Source organism: Geothermobacter ehrlichii, from assembly GCF_008124615.1.
Lineage (GTDB): Bacteria > Desulfobacterota > Desulfuromonadia > Desulfuromonadales > Geothermobacteraceae > Geothermobacter > Geothermobacter ehrlichii.
Genome location: NZ_VNIB01000021.1, coordinates 1 through 15,483 on the forward strand (window position 1 = coordinate 1; position 15,483 = coordinate 15,483).

The following is a 15,483-nucleotide window of genomic DNA, read 5'->3' on the forward strand; positions in this document are numbered from 1 at the left end:
ATGGCAGCGGTCAGAGTCGTCTTCCCGTGGTCAACGTGGCCGATGGTGCCAATGTTGACATGGGGCTTTGTTCTCTCGAATTTTTCCTTGGACATGGGGTGGTCCTCCCTGATCCTCTATCCTTTAAGTCAGTTACGATTTGGTCTTGGCGATAATCTCTTCGGCGATGGAAGCGGGCACCTGCTCGTAGTGATCGAAGACCATAGTGTAGTTGGCCCGCCCCTGAGTCATGCTGCGCAGATCAGTGGCATAACCGAACATGTTGGCCAGCGGCACATGGGCATTGATGACCTGGGCACCGCCCCGCGCCTCCATACCCATGACGCGGCCGCGCCGGCTGTTGAGGTCGCCCATGACGTCGCCCATGTATTCCTCGGGCACGACCACCTCGACCGCCATCACCGGCTCGAGCAGGACGGGCGAAGCCTTCTGGGCGCCCTCCTTGAAGCCCATCGAGCCGGCAATCTTGAAAGCCATCTCCGATGAGTCGACCTCGTGATAGGAACCGTCGAAGCAGGTGACGCGCACGTCGACCACCGGAAAACCGGCCAGCGGGCCATTTTCACAGGCCTCTTCGCAGCCTTTCTGCACGGCGGGAATGTATTCTCGCGGAATCACGCCGCCTTTGATCTCGTCAACAAACTCAAAGCCGCTGCCCGGCTCGAGAGGCTCGAGGCGCAGGTGACAATCACCATACTGACCGCGACCACCAGACTGGCGAACGAACTTGCCCTGAACCTCGACCTTCTTGGTGATGGTCTCGCGGTAGGCGACCTGGGGCGCGCCGACGTTGGCCTCGACCTTGAACTCGCGCTTGAGGCGGTCAATGATGATTTCGAGATGCAACTCGCCCATGCCGGAGAGGATGGTCTGACCGGTCTCCTCATCGGTGTGGCAGCGCAGCGAAGGGTCCTCCTGCAGCAGCTTCTGCAGTGCGGTCCCGAGTTTTTCCTGATCGGCCTTGGTCTTCGGCTCGACGGCGATGTGAATGACCGGCTCGGGGAACTCCATGGCCTCGAGCAGGCACGGATTCTTCTCGTCGCAAAGCGTGTCGCCGGTAGTGGTGAACTTCAGACCGACGGCGGCGGCGATATCGCCGGAGTAAACCTGCTTGATTTCCTCACGTTTGTTGGCGTGCATCTTGAGCAGACGGCCAAAACGTTCCTTCTTGCCCTTGGTGGTATTGAGCACCGAGACACCGGACTCGGCAACACCGGAATAGACACGGAAGAAGGTGAGCTGACCGACAAAGGGGTCGGTCATGATCTTGAAGGCCAGGGCGGCAAAAGGACCGTCGTCGTCGGCCGGCCGGGTCAGTTCCTCGCCGCTGTCGGGATGGCTGCCACGGATGGCGGGGACGTCGAGCGGCGACGGCATGTAGTCGACGACGGCGTCGAGCAGCGTCTGCACGCCCTTGTTCTTGAAGGCGGAACCGCAGAGCACCGGATTGATGTGCAGGTCGGTGGTCGCCTTGCGGATGCCAGCCTTGATCTCGTCGATGGTCAGCTCCTCACCGCCGAGATACTTGTCCATCAGCTCCTCGTCCTGGGAGCAGATCTCCTCCAGCATCACCTCGCGGGCCGCCTCGGCCTCGTCGCGCAACTCGCCGGGAATCTCGATGACGTCATACTTGGCACCCAGCGATTCGTCATCCCAGACGATAGCCTTCATCTGCACCAGATCGATGATGCCGCGAAAGCTGTCCTCCTTGCCGATCGGCAGCTGAATCGGCACCGGGTTGGCACCAAGACGCTCGCGCATCATGTCGACGCCGCGCTGGAAATCGGCCCCGACACGGTCCATCTTGTTAATGAAGGCAATCCGGGGAACGCCGTACTTGTCGGCCTGACGCCAAACAGTTTCCGACTGAGGCTCAACACCACCGACCGAACAGAAGACGGCAATCGCACCATCGAGCACCTTCAGCGAACGCTCGACCTCGATGGTGAAGTCAACGTGCCCCGGGGTGTCGATGATGTTGATGCGATGCTCGCGCCAGAAACAGGTGGTCGCAGCCGAGGTGATGGTGATGCCGCGCTCCTGCTCCTGCTCCATCCAGTCCATGGTGGCGGCGCCATCATGGACCTCACCGATCTTGTGCGAGACCCCCGTATAGTAAAGAATACGCTCGGTCGTCGTCGTCTTGCCGGCGTCGATATGAGCCATAATCCCGATATTGCGGGTCTTTTCAAGTGCTACCTTGCGTGCCACTTCTCAACCTCCACCGGGCCGCGCACCCGGCACAAACTAGAATGATTACCAGCGATAATGAGCAAAGGCCTTGTTGGCCTCGGCCATCTTGTGCGTGTCTTCCCGCTTCTTGACCGAGCTGCCGCGATTGGCGGCAGCGTCGAGCAACTCACCGGCGAGACGCTCCTTCATGGTCTTCTCGCCGCGCTGCCGGGCGTAATTGATGATCCAGCGGATCGCCAGGGCATTACGGCGGTCGGCCCGAACCTCGACCGGAACCTGATAAGTCGAACCGCCGACCCGGCGGGACTTGACCTCCAGCATCGGCCGTACATTTTCCATCGCCTTCTTGAAGACCTCGAGGGGATCTTCGCCGGTCCGCTCAGCAACAAGGTCAAAGGCGCCGTAGACAATCCCTTCGGCCACACTCTTCTTGCCGTCCAACATGATGCAGTTGACGAACTTGGCGAGCAGCCGGTCGTTGTACTTGGGATCGGGCAGAATGACGCGCTTGGGAACCTCTCTTCTTCTCGGCATAACGTCCTCTCAAACCTGTCTTATTTCGGTCTCTTGGCACCATACTTGGAACGACCCTGGCGCCGGTCCTGAACGCCGGCGAGGTCGAGGGCGCCACGCACGATGTGATAACGAACACCAGGCAAGTCCTTGACACGCCCGCCACGGATCAGAACCACGGAGTGCTCCTGCAGATTGTGGCCAACCCCGGGAATATAGGAGGTCACGACGATGCCATTGGTCAGACGCACGCGGGCAACCTTGCGCAGAGCCGAATTCGGCTTCTTGGGGGTCGTGGTGTAGACACGCGTGCAGACGCCTCGCTTTTGCGGGTTGCACTGCAGAGCAGGAGCAGTCGACTTCTTGACTTTCTGCTTCCGTCCCTTGCGGATCAGCTGATTAATCGTAGGCATTCAAAGACTCCCGAACGTTTCGTATCCTTGCTTGAAAACACACACTTTTCCAGAGAGGAAAACCCGGCGAATGTATCAACCGGGTCCCTCCTTGTCAAGATTTTTTTCGGGGCCGGCCGCACATTTTGTCCGGCCGGCCCGATGACCTGCGACCAGGCGTCAGAACTACTCGGTCACCGGGGCCTCGGAGCCGGCCGCTGGCTGCTCATCCTCGTCCACCGGCTCGGGCTCTTCCATCACCTCTTCCGGCTCCTCGATCAGCAGCTTGGCGCTGCGATACTTGGCGATGCCGGTGCCGGCCGGAATCAGACGGCCCATGATGACGTTCTCCTTCAGGCCGCGCAGGTAGTCGATCTTGCCTTCGATGGCCGCCTGGGTCAGAACCTTGGTCGTTTCCTGGAAGGAGGCGGCGGAGATGAAGGACTCGGTCGACAGTGACGCCTTGGTGATGCCGAGCATCAGCGGCTCACCGACCGCCGGCTGACCGCCCTTGGCCAACACCCGCTGATTCTCCTCTTCGAAACGCCAGCGCTCGATCTGGTCGTCGACCAGGAAGCTGGTGTCACCGACTTCCTTGATCCGGACCCGGCGCAGCATCTGCCGGACGATGACCTCGATGTGCTTGTCGTTGATCTTGACCCCCTGCAGGCGGTAGACCTCCTGCACCTCGTCGACCAGGTACTTGGCCAGCTCCTGTTCGCCGAGTACGCGCAGAATGTCGTGCGGGTTGGTCGAGCCGTCCATCAGCGGCTCGCCGGCCCGGACATAGTCGCCTTCGTGCACCGAGATGTGCTTGCCCTTGGGAATCAGGTACTCCTTGCTTTCCCCGTGCTCGGGGGTGACGATAACCTTGCGCTTGCCCTTGGAGTCCTTGCCGAAGGAGACCACGCCGTCGATTTCGGAGATGACAGCGTACTCCTTGGGCTTGCGGGCCTCGAACAGCTCGGCGACGCGCGGCAGACCACCGGTGATGTCCTTGGTCTTGGTGGTTTCGCGCGGGATCTTGGCCAGGATGTCGCCGGCTCTGACCTCGCTGTCCTCAGGAGCGACAATGTTGGCACCGACCGGCAGCATGTAGCGCGCCGGCTGGCCGTTCGGCAGCTTGGCCGTCTTGCCCTCTTCGTCCTTGAGGGTGATGCGCGGCCGCTTGTCGGCGCCCTTGCTGTCGATGATGACCTTCCGGGTCAGACCGGTCACCTCGTCGAGCTGTTCCTCCATGGTGACGCCCTCGAGAATGTCGCCATAGCGGACGCGGCCCGAAATCTCGGTCAGGATCGGCATGGTGTACGGGTCCCACTCGGCAAGCATGGTACCGGGCTGCACCTCGCCATCGGGCGGCACCAGCAGGTGGGCACCGTAGACAACACTGTAGCGCTCGCGCTCGCGGCCCGTCTCGTCGACGACCGCCACCTCGCCGTTGCGGTTCATGACTACGTGGCGCCCCTCACGGTTCACGACCGTGTTGAGGTTGATGTACTTGAGGGTACCGGCGAAGCGGGCCTCGAGAGAGGTCTGCTCCGCCTTCTTGGCGGCGGTACCACCGATGTGGAAGGTCCGCATGGTCAGCTGGGTTCCCGGCTCGCCGATCGACTGGGCGGCGATGACGCCGACCGCCTCGCCGAGGTTGACCTTGTGTCCCCGGGCCAGATCGCGGCCGTAGCAGGTGGCGCAGATTCCGCGCTTGCTCTGGCAGGTCAGCACCGAGCGGATCTTCAGCTTTTCGATGCCGGCGTTCTCGATCTTCTCCACCAGCTCCTCGGTGATCTCCTGGTCGGCCTCGACCAGCACCTCGCCGGTCACCGGATCGAGTACGTCGTCAAGGGCGCAGCGACCGAGGATGCGGTCGCCGAGGCGTTCGATGACCTCGCCGCCCTCGGTCAGGGAGGAGACCTCGATCCCGTTCAGGGTACCGCAGTCCTCCTCGACAATGATGGCGTCCTGGGCGACGTCGACCAGACGCCGGGTCAGATAACCGGAGTTGGCGGTCTTCAGCGCCGTGTCGGCCAGACCCTTGCGGGCGCCGTGAGTGGAGATGAAGTACTGGAGAACGGTCAGTCCCTCGCGGAAGTTGGCGGTGATCGGCGTCTCGATGATCGAGCCGTCCGGCTTGGCCATCAGGCCGCGCATGCCGGCCAGCTGGCGGATCTGCTGGGCACTGCCGCGGGCGCCGGAGTCGGCCATCATGTGGATGGCGTTGAGCGACGGCACCTTCTTCTTCTCGCCGGTTTCCGGATCGACCAGCTCGTCGACCGAGAGGTTGGCCAGCATGGTCTCGGCGATGTCCTCGGTACACTTGGCCCAGATGTCGATGACCTTGTTGTAGCGTTCGCCGTCGGTGATCAGACCCTCGGTGTACTGCCGCTGGATCTCGGTCACCTCGGCCACCGCCTTGTCGATGTACTCCTGCTTGTTCTCCGGAATCACCATGTCGTCGATACAGATGGAGATGCCGGCCAGGGTCGAGAAGCGGTAACCGGTTTCCTTGAGCTTGTCGGCGAGAATGACCGTCTCCTTGTTGCCGGCCAGCCGGAAGGAGGCGTCGATCAGCTCGGCGACGTTCTTCTTGCCCATCACCTGGTTGATGTAGCTGAAGGGGATGGCGTCGGGAACGATCTCCTTGAGCAGAACCCGACCGACCGTGGTCTCGACCAGCTGGGGCTGCTCGCCGGGGGCCGGAACCAGGCGCACCTTGATCGCGGCCTGCAGGTCGACCTCGCCGGCGTCATAGGCCATGAGCACCTCCTCCGGGCCGGAGAAGAGCTTGCCGCTGCCCTTGACGAAGGCGCGCTCGCGGGTCATGTAGTACAGGCCGAGAATCATGTCCTGCGAAGGGACGATGATCGGCTTGCCGTGGGCGGGCGAGAGGATGTTGTTGGTCGACATCATCAGTACGCGCGCCTCGATCTGGCTCTCGATGGAAAGCGGCAGGTGAACCGCCATCTGGTCGCCGTCGAAGTCGGCGTTGAAGGCGGTACAGACCAGCGGGTGCAGCTGGATCGCCTTGCCCTCGATCAGCACCGGCTCGAAGGCCTGGATACCGAGGCGATGCAGGGTCGGCGCGCGGTTGAGCATGACCGGGTGTTCCTTGATCACCTCCTCGAGCACGTCCCAGACCTCGGGCTTTTCCTTTTCCACCATCTTCTTGGCGCTCTTGATGGTGGTGCACAGCCCCTTCTCCTCAAGCCGGCTGTAGATGAACGGCTTGAACAGCTCGAGGGCCATCTTCTTCGGCAGGCCGCACTGGTGCAGTTTCAGCTCCGGACCGACGACGATGACTGAACGGCCCGAGTAGTCGACGCGCTTGCCGAGCAGATTCTGGCGGAAACGGCCGCCCTTCCCCTTGAGCATGTCGGAGAGGGATTTCAGCGGGCGCTTGTTGGGGCCGGTAATGGCCCGGCCGCGCCGTCCGTTGTCGAACAGGGCATCGACCGCCTCCTGCAGCATGCGCTTTTCGTTGCGGATGATGACCTCCGGCGCCCGCAGCTCCATCAGCCGCTTCAGCCGGTTGTTGCGGTTGATCACCCGCCGGTAGAGGTCATTCAGGTCCGAGGTGGCGAAACGTCCGCCATCGAGGGGCACCAGCGGGCGCAGCTCCGGCGGCAACACCGGAATGGTTTCGAGAATCATCCATTCGGGGCGGTTGCCGCTCTCGCGGAAGGCGTCGACCACCTTCAGCCGCTTGGCGACCTTCTTGCGCTTGGCCTCGCTGGTCGCTTCCTTCATCTCCACCCGCAGCTCGGCGGCCAGCTCTTCGAGGTCGATGCCGGCCAGCAGCTCGCGAATGGCCTCGGCCCCCATGCCGGCGGAAAACTGGCCGGCGAACTCGTCCATCGTCTCGCGATACTTCTCCTCGCTCAGCAGCTGCCCCCTGGTCAGGGGCGTGTCGCCGGCGTCGAGGACGATGTAGGACTCGAAGTAGAGGACGCGTTCGACCTCCTTCAGGGTCAAATCGAGCAGGGTGGCGATGCGGCTCGGCAGCGACTTGAGAAACCAGATGTGCGCTACCGGGCAGGCCAGGTCGATATGACCGAGCCGCTCGCGACGCACCTTGCTGGGAATGACCTCGACCCCGCACTTCTCACAGACGATGCCGCGGTGCTTCATGCGCTTGTACTTGCCGCAGTTGCACTCGTAGTCCTTGGTCGGACCGAAGATCTTGGCGCAGAAGAGGCCGTCCCGCTCCGGCTTGAACGTCCGGTAGTTGATGGTTTCCGGCTTCTTCACCTCGCCGAAGGACCGCTCGCGAATGGCCTCCGGCGACGAGATCGACAGCCGGATGGCGTTGAAATTCAGGGGATCCTTGGGCCGTTCAAACAGGCTGAGAATATCTTCCAAAACTCATCCTCCTTGTAGGATGGCAGGGACTGTTTATTCGTCGTCTTCTTCCAGCAGCTCCACGTCGAGGCAGAGCGCCTGAAGTTCCTTGACCAGAACGTTGAACGACTCGGGCAGGCCGGCCTCGAGGGTATGCTTGCCCTTGACGATGGCCTCGTACATGCGGGTACGGCCGGCCACATCGTCCGACTTGACGGTCAGAAACTCCTGCAGCGCGTGGGCGGCGCCGTAGGCCTCCATCGCCCAGACCTCCATCTCCCCGAGCCGCTGGCCGCCGAACTGCGCCTTGCCACCCAGCGGCTGCTGGGTGACCAGGCTGTAGGGGCCGATAGACCGGGCGTGGATCTTGTCGTCGACCAGGTGGTGCAGCTTGAGCATGTACATGATGCCGACGGTGACCTTCTCCTTGAACGGCTCGCCGGTGCGGCCATCGTAGAGGGTCATCTGGCCGGACGTCGATACCCCGGCCTTCTCCATCTGCTCCTTCATCTGCTCTTCGCTGACCCCCTCGAAGACCGGCGAGGCCATGGGGACCCCCCTGGACAGCCGCCGGGCCAGGGCCAGGGTCTCCTCGTCGGAGAGACCGTCGATGAACTTGTCCAGGTCCTTGTCCTCGTAGCAGGCCTTGATCTGCTCCTTCAGCGCCTCGGTGCTGAACTGGCTGTCGAGCACCTTCTGGATCTGCTGGCCGAGACCGCGGGCCGCCAGGCCAAGATGAGTCTCGAGAATCTGGCCGACGTTCATGCGCGAGGGGACGCCGAGCGGGTTGAGCACGATCTCCACCGGGGTACCGTCCTCCATGTAGGGCATGTCCTCTTCCGGCAGGATACGGGAAAGAACACCCTTGTTGCCGTGGCGGCCGGCCATCTTGTCGCCGACCGACAGCTTGCGCTTGATGGCGATGTAGACCTTGACCATCTTGATGACGCCGGGCGGCAGGTCGTCGCCGCGCTTGAGCTTGTCAATCTTGTCGGCGAAGACGCTGCGGATCACCTCTTCGCGTTCGGCCAGGCGGGCAAAGATGGTGGCCACCTTCTCCTCGGTCTGTTCGGCCTTGACCAGGGAGATCTCCTTCCACTGGCTGAAGGGCACCTTGTCGAGCGCCTCGGCGGTGATCTTCTTGCCCTTGGCGATGACTACCTTGCCGGCCGGATCGTTGACCGTCACCGCCGCCGTCTTGCCGACGATCAGGTCGGCCAGCTTGCTGCGCGTCGACTCGCGGATGATGCGGATCTCGTCATCCTGGTCCTTGAGAAGCCGCTCGATCTCGGCGTTTTCGATCAGCTCGGTCCGAGCGTCCTTGTCGGCCCCCTTGCGGGAGAAGACACGGGCGCCGATGACCACGCCCTCGACGCCGGGCGGAACCCGCAGAGAGGTGTCGCGCACGTCGCCGGCCTTCTCGCCGAAGATGGCGCGCAGCAGCTTTTCTTCGGGAGAGAGCTGGGTTTCGCCCTTCGGGGTGATCTTGCCGACCAGGATGTCTCCCGGCTTGACCTCGGCGCCGATGCGGATGATGCCCGACTCGTCAAGGTCGGCCAGGGCGTCTTCGCCGAGGTTGGGGATGTCGTCGGTGATCTCTTCCTTGCCCAGCTTGGTGTCGCGGGCGACACATTCGAATTCCTCGATGTGAATCGAGGTGTAGCGGTCATCCTTGACCAGCTTCTCACTGATCAGGATCGAGTCCTCGAAGTTGTAGCCGCCCCAGGGCATGAAGGCCACCAGCACGTTCTGGCCCAGAGCCAGTTCGCCCAACTGGGTGGACGGACCATCAGCGATGATCTCGCCGCGCTTGACCCGGTCGCCGACCTTGACGATCGGCTTCTGGTTCAGGCAGGTGTTCTGGTTCGAACGGACGAACTTGATCAGATTGTAGATATCGACGCCGGTGCCGGTCTCGTCCATCTCGCCCTCGTCGAGCTTGATGACGATGCGGCTGGCGTCGACGCTCTCGACCACGCCACTGTGCCGGGCGACGACCGCCGAGCCGGAATCGTGTGCGACCACCCGCTCCATGCCGGTGCCTACCAGCGGCGCATCGGCTCGCAGCAGGGGCACCGCCTGCCGCTGCATGTTGGAACCCATCAGCGCACGGTTGGCGTCGTCGTTCTCGAGGAAGGGAATCAGCGAGGCTGCTACCGAAACCAGCTGCTTGGGCGAAACGTCCATCAGCTCGATCTCGTCGCGGCTCATCAGCATGAACTCGCCGCTCTTGCGGGCGTTGACCAGCTCGTTGACGAAACGGCCATTCTCGTCCAGCGGCGCATTGGCCTGGGCGATGGCGTGCCCCTCTTCCTCGAGGGCGGAGAAATACTTGATCTCGCTGGTGACCTTGCCCTCCTTGACGATCCGGTAGGGCGTTTCAACGAAGCCATGCTCGTTAATGCGGGCATAGGTCGACAGCGAGGCGATCAGACCGATGTTCGGACCTTCCGGGGTCTCGATCGGGCAGACGCGACCGTAGTGGGTCGGATGCACGTCGCGCACCTCGAAGCCGGCGCGCTCGCGGGTCAGGCCGCCGGGGCCGAGGGCCGACAGACGACGCTTGTGGGTGATTTCCGACAGCGGGTTGGTCTGGTCCATGAACTGCGACAGCTGGCTGGAGCCAAAGAACTCCTTCACCACGGCGGAAACCGGCTTCGAGTTGACCAGGTCGTGCGGCATCATGCTGTCGACTTCCTGCAGGCTCATCCGCTCCTTGATCGCCCGCTCCATGCGAACCAGGCCGACCCGGTACTGATTCTCGAGCAGTTCACCGACGGCACGCACGCGGCGGTTGCCCAGATGGTCGATGTCGTCGATCGAGCCCCGACCGTTGCGCAGCTCGATCAGGTAGCGGACCACCTCGAGGATGTCCTCCTTGGTCAGGGTCCGGTGCTCCAGCGGCGTATCGAGCTTAAGCTTGTAGTTGAGCTTCAGCCGGCCGACGGCCGACAGGTCGTAGCGCTCTTCGTTGAAGAAGAGGCCCTCGAACAGCGCCGTGGCGCTGCGCAGGGTCGGCGGATCGCCGGGACGCAGCCGGCGGTAGATCTCGATGATCGCCTCATCGGTGTTGGCCACCTTGTCGAGCAGCAGGGTGTCACGCAGATAGGGGCCGACCAGGTGGTTGTCGATGAACAGCACCTTGAAGCTGTCGATGCCGCGCTTGCGCAGCTCTTCGAGCTTGATCTCGGTCAGCTCCTCATTGCACTCGACCAGAATCTCGCCGGAGGCAGTGTCGACGATGTCGCAGGAGGCGACGCGGCCAATCAGCTCCTCGTCCTCGACATCGATGAACTCGATCTTGGCCTCCTCCAGCTTGCGGATGGCGGCACGGGTGAACTTGCGGTTGGCCTTGACGATGACCTCGCCGTTGGCGTCGCAGATGTCACGGGTCGCCTTCTGGCCGGCGAGCAGCTCGAGGTTGACCTTCCTGCGGAAGCGGCCGTCCTGCAGGACGATCTCTTCCGAGTCGTAATAGTAGTTGAGCAGCTCCTCGGTGGTATATCCGAGGGCCTTGAGCAGCACCGTCGCCGGCAGCTTGCGCCGCCGGTCGATACGGACGTAGAGGATATCTTTATGATCAAAGTCAAAGTCGAGCCAGGAACCGCGGTAGGGGATCACCCGGGCACTGTAGAGCACCTTGCCCGAGGCATGGGTCTTGCCCTTGTCGTGGTCGAAGAAGACACCGGGCGAGCGGTGCAGCTGGCTGACGATGACGCGTTCGGTTCCGTTGATGATGAAGGTCCCGTTTTCGGTCATCAGGGGGATTTCACCGAAATAGACCTCCTGCTCCTTGATGTCACGGATCGACTGGACGCCCGATTCCTTGTCGACGTCCCAGGAAACCAGCCGGACCCTGACCTTCACCGGCGCAGCATAGGTCATGCCCCGCTGATGGCATTCCTCGACATCGTACTTGGGGGTGCCGAGGGAATAGGAGACATACTCGAGAGAGCAGGTCTCACTGAAGTCCCTGATGGGGAAGACGGAGCGAAAGACAGCTTCCAGACCGATGTTCTGCCGGGCGGAGGCGGGCAGATCGGCCTGCAGAAATCGCTTATAGGAGTTTTTCTGGATGTCGATGAGGTTGGGGATATCAATGATGTCCTTGATATCGGCGAAGTGCTTCCTCAGCAACTGGTTATTCGCAATCGAATAAGCCATGGGTTCTCCTTTGGAATGTCCGTTCCACAGCCGCAAGCGGATGCGGAACCCCTTGAATATTCAACCGTTTAGGGCCTGACGACCCAGCGCCCGTCCCCCCGGGGAGACCGCCGGCGGGGGCTGAACGCATCAAAGAAAGAATAGCCAAGGCCGCAAACGCGACCTTGGCTCTTGTCCGATTGTATGGATGCCGGGCTACTTGAGCTCCACGGAGGCGCCGGCTTCTTCCAGCTGCTTCTTGATGTCCTCGGCCTCGTCCTTGGAAACAGCTTCCTTGACGGTGCTCGGAGCGCCGTCGACCATCTCCTTGGCCTCTTTCAGGCCCAGGCCGGTAATGGCGCGGACAACCTTGATGACGTTGATCTTCTTGTCACCGGCACTGGTGAGAACGACGTCGAACTCGTCCTTCTCCTCGGCGGCGGCAGCCTCGCCACCAGCGGCCGGAACAGCGGCGACGGCGACGGGAGCGGCGGCGGAAACGCCGAACTTGTCCTCCAGCTCCTTGACCAGCTCGGCCAGCTCGAGAACGCTCATGTTTTCAATGAATTCAATAACCTGTTCCTTGGTGACTTCAGCCATGGTGAAATCCTCCGTATCCGTTCTATGCAGTCAAATGGGTTTATAAATTTCGGTAACCGATACGCCTCAGGCCGCCTTCTTGTCCTGGATGGCGGACAGAACCTGGACCAACGAACGCGGCACGGCAGCCAGCACACCAACGAAGTTGCTGACCGGCGCGTTGATGGAGCCGAGCAGCTTGGCGAGCAGCACTTCGCGGCTCGGCAGGTCGGACAGCACCTTGATGCCGTCCAGGCCGAGAACCTTGCCTTCGAGAACGCCGCCCTTGAGCTCGAACCTGTCGTTGGCCTTGGCGAATTCGCTCAGCACCTTGGCCGGAGCCACCGGGTCGTCCTCGGCCATGGCGATGGCGGTCGGACCCTGCAGGAACTCTTCCAGGCAGGCATTTTCGGTGTCCTTGATCGCCAGGCGCAGCAGGGTGTTCTTGACGACCTGGTACTCGACACCGGCTTCACGCAGCTTGCTGCGCAGCTCGTTGGCCTCTTCGACGGTCAGGCCGCGGTAATCGGCGACAAAGGCGGCCTTGACCCTGGCCAGCTTGGCAGACAGTTCTGCGACCAGCTGTTCCTTGCTTGTTCGATTCAACGCCTCTCCTCCTTTCTTTGTGGTTTTACCGGAAGCCTCGGGGGGTCCGGGACCCAGTCAGAGGCGCGGGAGAGACGATCTGCGATCGTCACACCGTCCTCGGCCTCGGCAGGGGGAAAACCATTAAACGTCGCTGACGTCCCTGCTGTCTTTGACCGGGTGTTGCTCGTGCTTCTATGTTCAACAGTCCATACGAAACGGACCGGCCTTTTTTACTTTACCAAGGCCTGCAGAGCCGGAATGTCGAGGTTGATTCCAGGCCCCATGGTGCTCGAAATGCTCACCTTCTTCAGGTAGGTTCCCTTGGCGGCGCTCGGCTTAGCCTTGATCAGTGCATCCATCAGCGCCAGGATGTTGCCCTGGAGCTTGTCGGCGTCAAAGGAAACCTTGCCCACCGGAGCGTGCACGATGCCGGCCTTCTCGACGCGGTACTCGATCTTGCCCGACTTGGCCTCCTGCACGGCGCGGCCGACATCGAAGGTGACCGTCCCGACCTTGGGGTTGGGCATCAGGCCGCGCGGACCGAGCAGCTTGCCGATCTTGCCGACGGTGCCCATCATGTCGGGAGTGGCGATGGCCGTATCGAAATCGAACCAGCCACCCTTGATCTTCTCGACCAGATCCTCGGCGCCGACGAAATCGGCCCCCGCGGCCGTCGCCTCCTGGGCCTTTTCGCCCTTGGCGAAGACCACGACCCGGACCGACTTGCCAAGACCGTTGGGCAGCACCACGGCGCCACGCACCATCTGGTCGGCCTTGCGCGGGTCGACCCCGAGCCGTACAGCCAGATCGACGGTCTCATCGAAGTTGGCGTGAGCCGTTTCCTTCAGCAGCTGCAAGGCCTCGTCGAGCTGATACAGCCGCGAGCGATCGACCTTGGCTTTGGCTTCCTTGTGTTTTTTTCCTACCGCCATTGCTTCTATCTCCAGCTATACAGAATTGTTATCCCTCGATTTCGATACCCATGCTGCGGGCGGTTCCTTCGACGGTCCGCATGGCAGCCTCGATATCGTAGGCGTTCAGGTCCGGCATCTTGATCTGGGCGATTTCGCGCACCTGCTCGCGGGTCACCTTGCCCACCTTCTCCTTGTTCGGCACACCGGACCCCTTCTGCAGCTTGGCCGCCTTCAGCAGCAGCACGGCCGCCGGCGGGGTCTTGGTGATGAAAGAAAAGGAACGATCGGCATAGACGGTGATGATGACCGGAATGATCATGCCTGCATCGCCCTGCGTCTTGGCATTGAACGCCTTGCAGAATTCCATGATGTTGACACCGTGCTGACCGAGCGCGGGGCCAACCGGAGGCGAGGGATTCGCCTGACCGGCGGGAATCTGCAGCTTTATCTGTCCAATAACCTTCTTGGCCATGGGTAAACTCCTTCTCGAATGCTATCTCGGCCAGCCTCAGCTGGTTTTCTCCACCTGTATGAACTCGAGCTCGACCGGGGTGACCCGGCCAAAGATACTGACCATTACCTTCAGCTTGCCCTTGTCGGGCTTGACATCCTCGACCACGCCGGTGAAGTTGAGGAAGGGGCCATCGACGACGCGCACCGTCTCGCCGACCTCGAATTCCACCTTCGGCTTGGGATGCTCGACACCTTCCTCCATGCGGCTGGTGATCTTGGCCACCTCCTCGTCGGGGATAGGAGGCGGATTGGTGGCGCCGCCGACAAACCCGGTCACCTTGGGCGTTCCCTTGACGATGTGCCAGGTTTCGCTGTTCAGCTCCATCTGAACCAGGATGTAGCCCGGAAAGAATTTCCGCGACGAGGTCTTCCGCTCACCGTTCTTCAGCTCGACGACCGTTTCCGACGGAATCAGGATCTCGCCGAAAAATTCTTCGGCACCCATTGCCCGGATGCGCTCTTCCAGGTTGGCCTTGACCTTGTTCTCGTATCCGGAGTAAGTGTGGACTCCATACCACTTCATGGTCACGGCAATCTCCCCTCTCCTACTTGAGCAGCATCCGGATGGCGGTCGAAAGGGCGGAATCGACCACCCAGAGAAAAACCGCGCAGATCAGCACCAGAACGATGACCACGATGGTCGACCCGTAGGTTTCCTTGCGAGTCGGCCAAGTCACCTTTTTCAGTTCGGTCTTGACATTACTGAGAAACTCTGTGGTTTTCCCGATCACTCGACTGTCTCCCGCTCTCTGGAGAGAAAACAAAACAACTTGCTTCAGGACAAATATGTGTGGCAGGCCAGGAGGGACTCGAACCCCCAACCCCCGGTTTTGGAGACCGGTGCACTAGCCAATTGTGCTACTGGCCTGCATCCCACCCAGCGCCGCCGGGCCTATTTGGTCTCCCGGTGCGGCGTGTGCTTCCGGCAGAAGCGGCAATACTTCTTGAACTCCAGACGATCGGGAGTCGTTTTCTTGTTCTTGGTCGTAGTGTAGTTGCGCTGCTTGCACTCAGTGCAGGCAAGAGTCACGATATCCCGCATGATCCAAAACCCTCTGGCCCCTCCCGGCGAGGGAGGGGCCATCCTTCAGGATTGACAAAACCTGTTACTCGATGATTTCGCTGACGACACCGGCGCCGACGGTCCGGCCGCCTTCGCGGATGGCGAAGCGAAGCTCCTTGTCCATGGCGATCGGGGTGATCAGCTCCACTTCCATAGCCACGTTGTCGCCCGGCATGACCATCTCGACGCCCTCGGGCAGGGTCACCACGCCGGTCACGTCGGTCGTACGGAAGTAGAACTGCGGACGGTA

Annotated in this window: 14 protein-coding genes and 1 tRNA gene; all 15 read right to left on the reverse strand. The window is 61.7% G+C overall.

The genetic code is table 11. From position 1 onward, the window contains the following. Positions 1-95 (reverse strand): GTP-binding protein (locus EDC39_RS14870; protein WP_222862885.1); only part of this gene is annotated, 95 nt, incomplete at its 3' end. A 37-nt stretch (positions 96-132) separates the two neighbouring features. Next, entirely contained in the window at positions 133-2,211 is a 2,079-nt protein-coding gene (gene fusA, locus EDC39_RS14875; protein WP_148897186.1) for an elongation factor G, read from the reverse strand. A 45-nt stretch (positions 2,212-2,256) separates the two neighbouring features. After that, positions 2,257-2,727 (reverse strand): 30S ribosomal protein S7, encoded by a 471-nt coding sequence (rpsG, locus tag EDC39_RS14880; RefSeq protein WP_148897187.1) that lies wholly within the window; start codon positions 2,725-2,727, stop codon positions 2,257-2,259. A 20-nt stretch (positions 2,728-2,747) separates the two neighbouring features. Continuing rightward, positions 2,748-3,119 (reverse strand): 30S ribosomal protein S12, encoded by a 372-nt coding sequence (rpsL, locus tag EDC39_RS14885; protein WP_148897188.1) that lies wholly within the window; start codon positions 3,117-3,119, stop codon positions 2,748-2,750. A 165-nt stretch (positions 3,120-3,284) separates the two neighbouring features. Then, positions 3,285-7,454: a DNA-directed RNA polymerase subunit beta' gene (gene rpoC / locus EDC39_RS14890; protein ID WP_148897189.1), complete on the reverse strand. Its 4,170-nt coding sequence runs from the start codon at positions 7,452-7,454 to the stop codon at positions 3,285-3,287. Positions 7,455-7,487: 33 nt separating this feature from the next. Next, on the reverse strand, positions 7,488-11,597 hold the full coding sequence (rpoB, locus tag EDC39_RS14895) for a DNA-directed RNA polymerase subunit beta (protein WP_148897190.1): 4,110 nt from the start codon (positions 11,595-11,597) through the stop codon (positions 7,488-7,490). A 195-nt stretch (positions 11,598-11,792) separates the two neighbouring features. Beyond that, positions 11,793-12,176 carry a 50S ribosomal protein L7/L12 gene (rplL, locus tag EDC39_RS14900; protein ID WP_148897191.1) on the reverse strand — a complete coding sequence of 128 codons (384 nt, stop codon included), beginning with the start codon at positions 12,174-12,176 and terminating at the stop codon, positions 11,793-11,795. A gap of 66 nt (positions 12,177-12,242) precedes the next feature. Beyond that, positions 12,243-12,761: a 50S ribosomal protein L10 gene (rplJ, locus tag EDC39_RS14905; RefSeq protein WP_148897192.1), complete on the reverse strand. Its 519-nt coding sequence runs from the start codon at positions 12,759-12,761 to the stop codon at positions 12,243-12,245. A 212-nt stretch (positions 12,762-12,973) separates the two neighbouring features. After that, positions 12,974-13,675 carry a 50S ribosomal protein L1 gene (rplA, locus tag EDC39_RS14910; RefSeq protein ID WP_148897193.1) on the reverse strand — a complete coding sequence of 234 codons (702 nt, stop codon included), beginning with the start codon at positions 13,673-13,675 and terminating at the stop codon, positions 12,974-12,976. Positions 13,676-13,703: 28 nt separating this feature from the next. Further along, positions 13,704-14,129 carry a 50S ribosomal protein L11 gene (gene rplK, locus EDC39_RS14915; RefSeq protein WP_148897194.1) on the reverse strand — a complete coding sequence of 142 codons (426 nt, stop codon included), beginning with the start codon at positions 14,127-14,129 and terminating at the stop codon, positions 13,704-13,706. A 36-nt stretch (positions 14,130-14,165) separates the two neighbouring features. Then, positions 14,166-14,699 carry a transcription termination/antitermination protein NusG gene (nusG, locus tag EDC39_RS14920; RefSeq protein WP_148897195.1) on the reverse strand — a complete coding sequence of 178 codons (534 nt, stop codon included), beginning with the start codon at positions 14,697-14,699 and terminating at the stop codon, positions 14,166-14,168. Between the two features lie 16 nt (positions 14,700-14,715). Continuing rightward, positions 14,716-14,901 (reverse strand): preprotein translocase subunit SecE, encoded by a 186-nt coding sequence (gene secE / locus EDC39_RS14925; protein ID WP_148897196.1) that lies wholly within the window; start codon positions 14,899-14,901, stop codon positions 14,716-14,718. Between the two features lie 60 nt (positions 14,902-14,961). Continuing rightward, positions 14,962-15,038, reverse strand: a tRNA-Trp gene (locus EDC39_RS14930). Between the two features lie 24 nt (positions 15,039-15,062). Beyond that, on the reverse strand, positions 15,063-15,212 hold the full coding sequence (rpmG, locus tag EDC39_RS14935; RefSeq protein ID WP_148897197.1) for a 50S ribosomal protein L33: 150 nt from the start codon (positions 15,210-15,212) through the stop codon (positions 15,063-15,065). A gap of 64 nt (positions 15,213-15,276) precedes the next feature. Beyond that, a partial coding sequence (locus EDC39_RS14940; RefSeq protein ID WP_456237444.1) for an EF-Tu C-terminal domain-related protein occupies positions 15,277-15,483 on the reverse strand: 207 nt, incomplete at its 5' end.